The following is a 12,294-nucleotide window of genomic DNA, read 5'->3' on the forward strand; positions in this document are numbered from 1 at the left end:
CAGGAAGTCCATAGCCCAGACGTCGTTGGGCCGGGAGGCCGGTTGACGGTCCTCACGCAGCTTGGCTTTGACCTTGCGCTTGGGTGTCTTGTTGCGCCGCCGCCGCCTCCGTCGTGGTTGTCCTGGGTCTGCCCTGCGCGCTTTACGTCTCGGCTTCGCCTCGGCGCCTTTCGAATGTCCTTAAGGGAGAATTTGAGCCGGCCAGGCCCCTAAATAACTTCCCTATTCGTTACCGTTATCCTACAAGCTCAACACCTCCTCCCCGAGGGCACCGCAGTCGCCGCCCCGCCGCTCCGCGGCGTGAGCGGCGACTGCGGCGCAGCGACTCGGCGCGCCCTGACACGCGCCATGATCTTCACGAGCACGGACGGATCATGACCACCGCTTCGCCCGCCAATCGATTTTCCGCGGTCGGCCCTGAAGCTCGACCGCCCGCAAACGCCCTAACCGCCATTCCAGGAGCATAAGATGGTCAACAAGCATGAGATCGAAGGCCAGTGGAAGATCATCTCGGGCCGCATTCACCAACTCTGGTCGGAGGCTTTCAATAGCAAGGAAGGCGCGATCAAGGGCGAGCTCACCGAAATCGCCGGCCTCCTGCAGCGCGAGTTCGGCCTGACGCTCGACGAGGCGAAAAAACAACTCGACCGTTGGCGCGCGGACGCTCAGCCCAAGGCCTTGATCGAAGCGCAGTGGCTGCGCTTCAACGATGTCCTGCAGGATCGCTGGACCGACCTTCGCGTCCGCTTGCAAGACGGCCGCGCCAAGGCGGAAGATTTGCGCGAGGTGGTCGAGGCGAACACCGGGGATCTGATCACCGATTTGCAGGCGCGCTACCAAATCAGCAAGGAAGAGGCCGCCGCTCAAGTCCAGGCGTGGCTCGACGAAGCACGCCGCTGGATCGAAGCCAACCGCCCCTCAAAGTCCTGACCCCGATCTGTGCTTCTCTCATCCAGACAGGAAAACCCAGTGCCTCGCTTTGGCTTAATCAGCGCTCGCCTTTCGCTGGGCGCGCTCGCTCTCCTCGCCATCACTAGCGGAGCGGCGCGGGCCCAGCCCCCCTCACCGGCCGATCTTGCCGCGCGCCGGTCGCTCTGCGCCCAGTCGGTGAGCTTGTCAGGCCTGGAAAGCGACATGGACAAGCAGATCAACCAAGCGGTCGAGGAAACCTATGATCGGCTCATCGCCGTGTCGCCTCCGGGCGACGCGGCGGTGACGGCCTATCGGGACGCCCTGTCGGGCGCTCTCCTGGCCGCCAAGGCTCCGGTCATCGGCAAGCTGGTCGAAGCCTGCGCCCTGACCTTCACCAAGGTCGAACTGGAAGATATCAATCGCTTTTATGTCAGCTCGTCGGGCAAGGCGTGGCTCGAAAAAGGCCGGGTGATCATGCTGCCGGTGCTCGAAAAGGCGGTGGACGACGTGGCCCCGCAAGTCGCCGCCGATGTGGAGCGGCGGTTTTGCGCCAAGATCGATTGCACGCCGGCCAAGGCATCGCCGCCATCGCCTCGAAAAGATCGAACACTCTAGCGGCAGGCTGCAAGGGACCATCCGCGCGATCGGAGCTCGATCCCCGATCGCGGGGGATACTCAAGGAGATCAATCATGACGCCCATCCAAGGCCGGTTCGCCGGCAAGACCGTCATTGTCACGGGCGCGGGAGCTGGGATCGGCTGGGCCACCGCCTCCCGGCTTTTGGAGGAAGGGGCGCGCGTCATCGCCAGCGACGTGGCCGAAGGCCGGCTGGCGGCTTTGACGGCCGCCACGTCCTCAAGCGCGCTCGTGACGATCGCCGGAGACATCTCCCGTGAAGAAACCGTGCAGCGCGTCCTCGCCGCGTGCGAGGCGCGCGTTGATGGGCTGGCCAATGTCGCGGGCGTCATGGACGGCTTCCTGCCCGCGGCGGAAGTCGATGACGCGACCTGGGAGCGGGTTTTCGCCGTCAATGTCACGGCCGTCATGCGACTGACCCGAGCCGCCCTTCCGGTGATGCTCGTCGCCGGTGGCGGCGCCATCGTCAATGTCGCCTCCGAGGCCTCGCTCCGCGGCTCGGCGGCGGGCGTGGCCTACACCGCGTCCAAACATGCCCTGGTAGGGTTCACCAAGAGCACCGCCTTCATGTACGGGCCCAAGGGGGTGAGGGTAAACGCTATCGCGCCGGGGCCCGTGCGGACCTCGATCAACGGCGCCAGTCGGTCTGACCATGGATGGTCGCGGATCGCTCCGCTTCTGGAGGCCCAAGCGCCGCCCGTGGCGGAGCCAGCCTCGCTGGCCGCCAATATTCTCTGGCTGTTGAGCGACGAGGCCGAAAACATCAATGGCGTCGTCCTGCCTTCGGACGGGGGCTGGGCGGCCGGCTAGACTCTTCGCCATAAGGCAAATTGCTATGTCAGCGCGCGTTCTGCCCCCTGGCCGACGGCGGCGCTTGCGGGCCGTCTGGCCAAGCCGAGCTCACGCCGCGCCCTATGGGACAGGCCGGCTCCCGACTTCGACGGCCAAGGTGTCGCTGATCGGATGACCGTCGTTGGAGATCAGGACGGCGATCCAGCGCAGGCTCTCGAACTGCGCCAACTGCAGCATCAGAGCCAAGGTCAGCGGAATGGCCAGGAAGGCGCCTGGAATGCCCCAAAGAACGCTCCACACCCCGACAGTCAAGAGTCCGATGGTCGGGTCGATATTCTGGCTGGCGGCCTGCATCTTGGGCAGGACGAGATTGCCGACCAGGAATGAGACAGCCTGTATCCCCAAGAAGATGGCGAGCGCCGGCCACACTGTGGGAAACTGCAGCAATGCGAATAGGGCTGGCGCGAGGCTGCCGACGCCAACGCCCAGCACCGGTATGTAGGAGAGCATAAAGAGCGCCAAGGTCCAGAATAGCGCATTGTCCAGGCCCGCCAGCGCCATGATCGCCCCCGAGGCGGCGGCGATCATCAGGCCGGTTACCGTCTGGATCCAGACATAGGTCTCGACACCCTTTACCGTTCGTTCCAACACCGAGGGCATTCCCGTTGGGCGTCGGAAGCTGGCGATGATCTGCATCTTGTTTCGGATCAGATGTCGTGAGGTGAGGATAAAGATCAGGAACAGGACCGTCAGCAGCATCCCCGAAACCGCGCCTTGCAGGCTGCTCAGGACCCTGGCGGCGAGGGAGGGCAGATCCAGGCCGGACGCCAGGCTCGTCAAGCTCACCCCCTCCAGCTTCACCAACTGGCCGGCCCGCTCGAACAGGGCGTTGAGACGAACCGCCAACTGCGGCAGTTGACCGGCCAACTCGGCCGCGCCGCTGACAACGACGACGACGCCGACCATGAGCAAGCCGGCGACGACCGCGCTGGCCAGCACCATGACCGTCAACCGGCCGGCCGAGGGCCAGGCGTGAACGATCACCCTGACCAGGGCGTTTATCAGGACCGCCAACACGAAAGCCATGGCCAGCGGCCACAACAAGGCTCTGAAGACATAGAGCAGCGCCAGGGCCGCCGCTACGCCGGTGACATTGAGGGCGACCGGCAAGGGGGCGACTTTCATGCGTGCTCCAAACGGTAAGGCGGCCGGTCAATGCGTGTGCTCGGCCGACGACGCTGGTGATATCCCTCGCTCATTAAGGGATAATCAGGAGGGCGTCGGAACCTAAATAACTTCCCTAACCATTACCGTTACCTTACAGGTACGGGAGCGACGTCAGCTAGAAAGTTGAGGGAGCCGCCGGGTCGCCCTCAACGGCTGCAAGGATGGGCGCGCGCCGCTCGCGGTCGCGCTCCAAGGTTAACCGATAGGAGTTTGGCCATGACCGCCGCCCTCGCCCCCCTGCCGCCCCCAGACCCCCTCGACGGTATCGCCGAGATGCTCGACCGGGCCGCCACGGCGACCCTGGCCCAAACGTTCCACGGCCTTTCGCCAGCGACGATGATGCAGTCCTTCTCGGATTGGGCGATGCATCTGGCGCTAGCGCCGGGCAAGCAGATGCAACTGGCGGCCAAGGCTGGGCGCAAGTACGCGCGCCTCGGCGACTATGCGCTGCGGTCCGCAAGCGAACCGACCGCCACGCCCGCGATCGACCCCCTGCCCCAGGATCATCGGTTCGACGATCCCGCCTGGAAGCAGGCTCCGTTCAACCTCCTGGCTCAGGGCTTTCTGCTAAACCAGCAATGGTGGCATGCCGCGACCACCGGCGTGGCGGGCGTCAGCCGCCACCATCAGGACGTCGTCCAGTTCACGACCCGGCAAATCCTGGATGTCTTCGCCCCGACCAACAGCCCCCTCACCAATCCCGTACTGCAGAAGCGGATCATCGAGTCTGGAGGCCAATGCCTGATCGAAGGCGGCAAGCACCTGCTCGAAGACATGCAGCGGATGGTTCGGGGTGAGCCTCCTGTAGGGACCGAAGCCTTCGGCGTCGGCGAGGTGCTGGCGACGACGCCCGGCAAGGTCGTCTATCGCAACGACCTGATCGAACTGATCCAATACGAGCCCAGCACCAAGCTGGTGAGGCCCCAGCCGGTGCTGATCACTCCGGCCTGGATCATGAAGTACTACATCCTCGACCTGCGGCCGGAGAACTCGCTGGTCCGCTGGCTTGTGGGCCAAGGCTATACGGTGTTCATGATCTCCTGGCGCAATCCCGGAAGCGAGGATCGTAACCTCGACATGGAGGCCTATCGCCGCCTGGGACCGATGGCGGCGCTCGACGCCGTCTGCGCCATCACCGGGGCGAGCGCCGTTCACGGCGTCGGCTATTGCCTTGGCGGCACCCTGCTGTCGATCGCGGCCGCGGCGATGGCGCGCGACGGCGACGAGCGCTTGGCTAGCCTGACCCTGCTGGCCGCCCAGACCGAATTTAGCGAACCGGGCGAGCTTGGCCTGTTTATCGACGAGGCCCAGCTTAATCTGCTCGAGAACATGATGTGGAACCGGGGCTATCTGGACAGTTCGCAGATGGGCGGGGCCTTCCAGATCCTGCGCTCCAACGACCTGCTCTGGTCTCGGGTGCTCAACACCTATCTGATGGGCGAGCGCGAGCCGATGTCGGATCTGATGGCCTGGAACGCCGATGGCACGCGCATGCCTTACGCCATGCATAGCCAGTATCTGCGCCATCTATTCCTTGAGGATGATCTGGCCGAGGGCCACTACAAGGTCGATGGCCGAAGCATCTCGCTGTCGGCCTTGCGCGGGCCGATGTTCGTGGTTGGCACCGAGCGCGATCACGTCGCCCCCTGGCGGTCGGTCCACAAGATTCACGGGTTGTGCGGCGCCGAGATCTGCTTCGCGCTGACCAGCGGCGGACACAATGCCGGGATCGTCTCCGAGCCGGGCCACGCCCACCGTTCGTACCGGTTACTGACCCGCGAAGCCGGGGGACCAGCCCTTGATCCGGACGAATGGACCGCTCGGGCGCCGGTTCAGGAGGGTTCGTGGTGGACCGACTGGGGCGCGTGGCTGGATGAACATTCCAGCGCCCCGGTCTCGCCCCCGCCGATGGGCGCGGCGGACAAGGGCTATGCCCCGCTGGAAGACGCTCCAGGCCAGTACGTCCTGGAACACTGACCCATGAGCGCTCCGGATATGATCGAGAACCGCACCTTCGACGAGATCGCCGTCGGTGACACCGCCAGCGTCGTGAGAACCTTCGCCGAGCGGGACATCCAGTTGTTCGCCCTGATGTCCGGCGACGTCAATCCGGCCCATCTCGACCCCGCCTACGCCGCGACCGACATGTTCCACCGCGTGATTGCCCATGGACTGTGGGGCGGCGGCTTGATCTCGGCGGTGCTGGGCACCCAACTTCCCGGCCCCGGCGCGATCTATCTCAGCCAAAGCCTGAAGTTCGTGCATCCCGTGGGCCTGGGCGACACCATCACCGCGACGGTGACAGTGGTCGAAAAACTGGCGGAGCATCATCGCGTCAGGTTCGACTGCCGTTGCACCAATCAGAATGGCCAGGACGTCATCACTGGCCAGGCTGAGGTGGTCGCTCCGACGGAGAAGGTGCGCCGTCCCCGCGTCGTTCTGCCCGATGTCCAGCTTTCCGATCACGACGCCTATCGCCAATTGATGGCGCTGACGACGGGACACCATCCCGTGCCCACCGCCATCGCCCATCCCTGCAGCGCCGCGGCGATCACCGCCGCCGTCGAGGCTGCGGAGGCCGGACTCATCGCGCCGATCCTGGTGGGTCCGGAGGCCAAGATCCGATCGGCCGCCGAGGCCGCCGGCAAGGACATCGCGGCCTATCGCATCGTCGCGGCCCCGCACAGCCACGCGGCGGCGGCCCAGGCGGTGGCGCTGGTGCGCTCGGGCGAGGCCCAACTGCTGATGAAGGGGTCGCTGCACACCGATGAATTGATGGGCGCGGTCGTCCCGTCGGCGACCGGCCTGCGGACCGAGCGACGGATCAGCCATGCCTATGTGATGGACGTCCCAGGCCACCCGACGCTGCTGATCATCACCGACGCGGCGATCAACATCGAGCCCACCCTGGAGGACAAGGCCGATATCATCCGCAACGCGATCGACCTGGCCCATGTCATCGGCATCGAGCAGCCCAGGGTCGCGATCCTCTCGGCGGTGGAAACGGTGACCCCGACCATCCGCTCGACCCTGGATGCGGCGGCGCTGTGCAAGATGGCCGACCGGGGGCAGATCACCGGCGGCCTGCTGGACGGCCCGCTGGCCTTCGACAACGCCATCAGCGAGGCGGCGGCCAAGGAAAAGGGGATCGTCTCCCCGGTCGCCGGGCGGGCGGAAATCCTTGTCGTTCCCAACCTCGAGGCCGGCAACATGCTGGCCAAGCAACTGACCTTTCTGGGCGGCGCCGACGCGGCGGGGGTCGTGCTCGGCGCACGCGTGCCGATCATCCTCACCAGCCGCGCCGACAGCCTGCGCACACGTCTGGCCTCCTGCGCGGTCGCCGTGTTGATGGCTCGGGCCGCGACCAAGGCGGCGCCGGGCCTGACGGCGGGCGCCTGACATGAGCCGCGCCATCGTCAGCCTCAATGCCGGCTCGTCGAGCATCAAGTTCGCCCTGTTCGTCCTGGCGGGCGATGGCCCAAGCCGCGTGGCCTCCGGCAAGCTGGAGGGTATCGGCACGGCGCCCCATCTGGCAGCCCGCGATCTGAACGGCGACGTTCTGGTCGATCGCACCTGGGACGGTGGCGCGGATCTAGATCATGAGGCCCTGCTGCAGGATCTCTTCGCCTGGGCCGGCGCACACCTTGAAGGCCGCGAGATCGTCGGGCTGGGACACCGGGTCGTGCATGGCGGCGGACGGTTTACCGCTCCCGTGCGGGTCGATGATCAGGTCCTGACCGCACTGGAGGCCTTCTGCCCCCTGGCGCCGCTGCACCAGCCGCACAACCTGGCCGCCATCCGCGCCATCCAGACCCTGGCGCCGGAACTGCCGCAGGTGGCCTGCTTCGACACCGCCTTTCACCATCAGATGCCCGAGATCGCCACGCGGTTCGCCCTGCCCCGCGCGCTGCATGACAAAGGGGTGCGCCGCTACGGCTTCCACGGCCTGTCCTACGACTATATCGCCCGTACGCTTGGCCAGATCGATCCGGACCTTGCCCGCGGCCGGGTGATCATGGCCCATCTTGGCAATGGCGCCAGCCTGTGCGCGATGCACGACGGCAAAAGCCTGGACACCACGATGGGCTTCACCGCGCTGGATGGTCTGGTGATGGGCACACGCTGCGGCGCGGTCGACCCGGGCGTGGTGCTGCATCTGCTGTCGCAAGAAGGCATGAGCATCGCCGAGGTCGAACGGCTGCTCTACACCCAGAGTGGTCTGCTGGGCGTTTCGGGCGTTTCGAGCGACATGCGCACGCTTCACCAGAGCCAGGATCCGCGCGCCGCCGAAGCCATCGACCTCTTCGCCTGGCGCGTGGCGCGGGAAGTCGGCGGCCTGATCTCCTCGCTGGCCGGACTCGACGGCTTGGTGTTCACGGCCGGCATCGGCGAGAACGATCCGGCCATCCGCGCGCTGATCTGCCAGCGGCTGGCCTGGGCGGGGATCGTGATCGAGCCTGCCGCCAACCAAGCCAACGCCGCGCTGATCAGCACACCGGCCAGCAAGGTCGCCGTGCGGGTCATGGCAACCGACGAGGAACGCATGATCGCCCTCCAGACGATCAGCACCTTGGGTTTGAACGCGCAAGGCCGAGCGCCTTAGTCCTCCGATCTCGGCGGCTTGCATCGCCCGGGGTCTGGCTTAGCGATGTGGCCTTGAGCTGCGGCGACGGGAGGCCTGCTTGGCGCAAGGAGGAAATTCTAGATCGTGACGTCAATAGCAAAGAGGTGAAACGTGGCTAGACGAGAAGTGGTGCTCTGCGATCCTGTCCGGACCGCCATAGGAACCTATAACGGCAGCCTGAAGTCCGTCCCGGCCGCCGAGCTTGGCGCAACGGTTCTGCGCGAAACGCTCAAGCGGTCCAAGCTCGATCCCAACCGCCTGCAGAGCGTGGTCATGGGTAATGTCGTTCAGGCAGGCAACAGGATGAACCCTGCCCGTCAGGCCACCATACTTGGCGGCGCGCCGGTCGAGGTTCCCGCCATGACGGTCAACCGGGTTTGCGGATCGGGGGCCCAGGCGATCGTTTCCCTGGCGCAAGAGGTCTTGCTTGGCTTCGTCGAAGCGGGCGTCGCGGGCGGCATGGAGAACATGGACGCCGCCCCCTACCTGATGACGAGCGGCCGCTGGGGCTACCGAATGGGAGACGCCCAGATCTACGACGCTATGCTCCATGACGGACTCAACGACGCCTTTTCCAATCAGCATTCGGGGTGGCACACCGAGGATCTGGTCACGAAATATCAAATCAGCCGCGACGATCAGGACCGCTGGGCGGCGGGCTCGCAGCAGCGCTTTTCGCAGGCGCAGGCGGCGGGGAGATTCGATGCTGAGATTGTCGCCGTCGATATCAAGGGCAAAAAGGGGCCCGAGCCGTTTTCGCGCGACGAGCACAATCGTCCCGACACCACGCTTGAGAGCTTGGCCAGGCTAAGGCCCGCCTTCCGGACGGATGGAACCATCACGGCGGGCAACGCGCCCGGCCTCAATACTGGAGCGGCGGCGATGATCGTCGCCGAACGCGCCTTTGCCGAGGCCCACGGCCTAACGCCCATGGCCAGACTGGTCTCCTATGGCGTGGCGGCGGTCGAGCCCGGCCTGTTCGGCATCGGCCCCGTCCCTGCGGTCAGGCAGGCCTTGGCGCGGGCCGGGTGGACGGTCGGCGACATCGAGCGAATCGAGATCAACGAGGCCTTCGCCGCCATCGCGCTCGCGGTCACGCGCGAGCTTGGGCTTGCCGAGGACATCGTCAATGTCGAAGGCGGCGCCATCGCCCATGGCCATCCGATCGGCGCCACCGGGGCGATCCTGACGACGCGCCTGCTACACGCCATGAAGCGTGACAGGCTAAGGCGCGGCGTCGTCACCCTCTGTATCGGCGGCGGCCAGGGCGTCGCCCTGGCGCTCGAAACGCTTGCCTGAAAATTGGCGCGCCCGCAAAGCCCCCTTGGGACGTCACGGGCGCGTCCTTGAGCTCAGCGCAGGGCGATGCTCACACCGCCTGCGGCCAGGGCGATCTTCAGGCCCTGGCTCTGGGTGTGGAGCCTGATTTCGACGCCTTTGGCGTTGCGCAGAACGGCTGTCCCGCCCCCCATGGTCACGAACGCCCCGCTCCGGCCGGCGACGGCGTAGAGACCCGGAAAGTCCTCCACGCGTTTGAGATTGTAGATCTCCGCCTCACCCTCGACGCGATCGGCGCCAGCCTCGATCAGGGTCACGCCGGTGAGCGTGAAGGGCGTGTTGCGGCCCTGGAAGGACAACACCCCCCTTCCCCAGCCATAGCCGACACCCAAGGCCACCGAATCCCCCGACAATCGCGCGGTAGCCGAGGGCTGGGCGCGCGGCGCGGCCGCAGCCAGGGTCGCCGGGCCAGCCAACACGACGACGGCCGCCATGGCGATGTTGAAGGGCTTCATCACATAACTCCAGTTGAGGCGCCCACCGGAACCGAGTGACCGCGGAAGATGGATAGCCGCGCACCGACCGCGCACCGCCTTGATCGGGCCGTCCCAGCCTAGGCCATCGTACCGATCGCCTTGCGAAAGCGGGTCAGGGCCACGACAAAGAACACCGCGCCGATGGCTGCGATGGCCAGGAACTGCGGCCAGACCACCTCCAGACCCGCGCCTCGGTAGAGGATGGCCTGGGCGAGCTTGACGAAATGGGTGGTCGGCGCGGCCAGCATGACGGTCTGAACGAACGACGGCATGCTTTCGCGCGGCGTCATGCCGCCCGACAGCATCTGCAGCGGCAGCAGGACCAGCATCAGAAACAGCCCAAACTGCGGCATCGAACGGGCGATGGTGCCCATGAAGATGCCGATCGAGGTGGTGGCGAATAGGTGCAGGGCGGCGCCGCACAGAAACAGCGCCACCGAGCCCTCGATCGGCACGCCCAGCACCCCTTCAACCATGATCAACAACGACAGGCCGCAGGCCACCAGCACCACCATCCCCATGGACCAGACCTTGCTGACCATGATCTCCAGCGGGGTGACCGGCATGACCAGAAGATGCTCGATCGTGCCGTGCTCGCGCTCGCGGATCAGGGCCGCGCCGGTCAGGATGATCGACAGCATCGTGACGTTGTTGATCACCTCCATCACCGAGCCGAACCACGCCTCGGCCAGGGTCGGATTGAAGCGGGCGCGCAGCGCCAGAGTGACGGGCGACGCGGTCGCGCCGCGATGACGCTGGACGAACTCCAGGACCTCCGCGCCGAGGATCTGCTGGATGTAGCCGGCGCCGCTGAACGCTTGGCTCATCCGCGTGGCGTCGACATTGACCTGCACCGTCGGTCGGCGGCCGGCCACCACGTCGCGCTGAAGATCGGGGGGGATATCAACCGCGAAGGTGTATTCGCCCGCATCCATGCCGCCGTCGACCGCGTCCTGACTGACCACGGCCGGCGGCGTGAAATAAGGGGGATAGAACGCGCCGACCATGCGATCGGAGAGCTGGGAATGATCCTCGTCGACGATCGCGATGGGCGCCTTGTGCAAGGACTCGGGGATGCCCGTCGCCGCCATATAGATGGAGAACGAGAAGGAGAAGACGATCAGGACCAGCATCATCGGATCGCGCCCGACGCTGCGCAGTTCCTTGACGCCCAACCTCAGGATGTTGGCCCCGCGCACCCTATTGTTCCTGTTTCTTGAGCAACATGACGCAGGCGGCCAGCAGCAGCGGGAAGGTGACCGCCAGGCTCAGCAGTTCCGGCTGGAGATCGGGAAACCCCAGTCCCTTGGAGAACACGCCGCGGCAGATGGTGACAAAATGACTGGTCGGGAAGACGCGACCAATGACCGCCCCGGCTCCCTCCAGCGACGAGACCGGATTGATCAGTCCCGAAAACTGCACGGCCGGCAGGATCGTGCCGATGGCGGTGGCGAACAGCGCTGCGATCTGGCTGCGCATGAAGATCGAGAATAGCAAGCCGATCGCCGTCGAGGACAGGACATAGAGCAGGGCGCCCAAGGTCATGGCCACGATGTCGCCAGTGATCGGCACGCGGAAGGTCGACAGGGACAGCACGACCAGCAGGGCATAGTTCAACATGGCCAGCGCCACATAGGGCGCCTGCTTGCCCAGCAGAAATTCCAGCGCCGTGACCGGGGTGACGTAGAAGTTGATGATCGAGCCCAGCTCCTTTTCCCGCACGACGCTCAGCGCCGTCAGTATGGCCGGAAACAGCAGCAGCAGCACAGGGATGACCGCGGGCGCGATCGCCACCAGGCTCTTGACGTCGGGATTGTAGCGATAGCGGGTTTCGATGTTGATCAAGCCAGTCGACGGCCGCACCCCAAGCTCTCGAACGGACATGTCGCTCAGCCATTGGGTGTGCAGCGCCTGGACGTAGCCTTGCACGGTTTCGGCGCGCTGGGGCATGGCGCCGTCGATCCACACGCCCAGCGCCACCGTGTCGCCCCGGCGCAGGTCCCGGGCGAAGCCGGGCGGGATCTCGATCGCCACGCTCAGTTCGCCCGACCGCATCCGTCGATCCAGTTCACCATAGTCCGAGATCGGCCGTCGCTCGACGAAATAGGGCGAGCCGGCGATGTTGAGCGCGTAGTCCTGGCTCGTGGTCGTCCCGTCGCGGTCCAGCACGGCGAACGGCAGGTCCTTGACGTCCATGCTGATGCCGTAGCCCATGATGAACATCAGGATCACACTGCCCAGCAGGGCCAGAGTCGCCCGGATCGGGTCGCGGCGCAGCTCAAGCGCCTC

At 65.8% G+C, this 12,294-nt stretch carries 11 protein-coding genes; 7 read left to right on the plus strand and 4 right to left on the minus strand.

The annotated features are described in order from the left end of the window. Positions 1-468: 468 nt before the first annotated feature. The 3 genes from VJ655_RS00875 to VJ655_RS00885 all read left to right on the plus strand — a co-directional run bounded on the left by VJ655_RS00875 (position 469) and on the right by VJ655_RS00885 (position 2,358). Complete coding sequence (locus VJ655_RS00875; protein ID WP_066684314.1) at positions 469-930, plus strand: CsbD family protein; 462 nt, start codon at positions 469-471, stop codon at positions 928-930. A 204-nt stretch (positions 931-1,134) separates the two neighbouring features. Then, entirely contained in the window at positions 1,135-1,527 is a 393-nt protein-coding gene (locus VJ655_RS00880; protein WP_324097488.1) for a hypothetical protein, read from the plus strand. 75 nt (positions 1,528-1,602) lie between these two features. Next, positions 1,603-2,358, plus strand: coding sequence for an SDR family NAD(P)-dependent oxidoreductase (locus VJ655_RS00885; protein ID WP_324097489.1), 756 nt, complete (start codon positions 1,603-1,605; stop codon positions 2,356-2,358). 102 nt (positions 2,359-2,460) lie between these two features. On the opposite strand, the gene VJ655_RS00890 is transcribed toward VJ655_RS00885, so the two are convergent. After that, entirely contained in the window at positions 2,461-3,525 is a 1,065-nt protein-coding gene (locus VJ655_RS00890) for an AI-2E family transporter (protein ID WP_066684320.1), read from the minus strand. A 258-nt stretch (positions 3,526-3,783) separates the two neighbouring features. Between VJ655_RS00890 and VJ655_RS00895 the strand changes: the two genes are divergently transcribed. The 4 genes from VJ655_RS00895 to VJ655_RS00910 all read left to right on the plus strand — a co-directional run bounded on the left by VJ655_RS00895 (position 3,784) and on the right by VJ655_RS00910 (position 9,490). Next, positions 3,784-5,544 (plus strand): PHA/PHB synthase family protein, encoded by a 1,761-nt coding sequence (locus VJ655_RS00895; protein ID WP_324097490.1) that lies wholly within the window; start codon positions 3,784-3,786, stop codon positions 5,542-5,544. A 3-nt stretch (positions 5,545-5,547) separates the two neighbouring features. Beyond that, a complete protein-coding gene (locus tag VJ655_RS00900) occupies positions 5,548-6,966 on the plus strand; it encodes a bifunctional enoyl-CoA hydratase/phosphate acetyltransferase (protein ID WP_324097491.1) in 1,419 nt (472 codons plus the stop codon). 1 nt (position 6,967) lies between these two features. Further along, complete coding sequence (locus VJ655_RS00905; protein WP_324097492.1) at positions 6,968-8,170, plus strand: acetate/propionate family kinase; 1,203 nt, start codon at positions 6,968-6,970, stop codon at positions 8,168-8,170. Between the two features lie 132 nt (positions 8,171-8,302). Then, positions 8,303-9,490 carry an acetyl-CoA C-acetyltransferase gene (locus VJ655_RS00910; RefSeq protein ID WP_324097493.1) on the plus strand — a complete coding sequence of 396 codons (1,188 nt, stop codon included), beginning with the start codon at positions 8,303-8,305 and terminating at the stop codon, positions 9,488-9,490. Between the two features lie 53 nt (positions 9,491-9,543). Here VJ655_RS00910 and VJ655_RS00915 read toward each other — a convergent pair whose 3' ends face one another. The 3 genes from VJ655_RS00915 to VJ655_RS00925 all read right to left on the minus strand — a co-directional run. Continuing rightward, positions 9,544-9,984 carry a hypothetical protein gene (locus VJ655_RS00915; protein ID WP_066681810.1) on the minus strand — a complete coding sequence of 147 codons (441 nt, stop codon included), beginning with the start codon at positions 9,982-9,984 and terminating at the stop codon, positions 9,544-9,546. Positions 9,985-10,082: 98 nt separating this feature from the next. Next, entirely contained in the window at positions 10,083-11,204 is a 1,122-nt protein-coding gene (locus VJ655_RS00920; protein WP_324097494.1) for an ABC transporter permease, read from the minus strand. Between the two features lies 1 nt (position 11,205). Continuing rightward, positions 11,206-12,294, minus strand: a 1,089-nt coding sequence (locus VJ655_RS00925) for an ABC transporter permease (RefSeq protein ID WP_324097495.1), incomplete at its 5' end; no start/stop codon positions are given.

The organism is Caulobacter sp. (assembly GCF_035254145.1).
GTDB lineage: Bacteria > Pseudomonadota > Alphaproteobacteria > Caulobacterales > Caulobacteraceae > Caulobacter.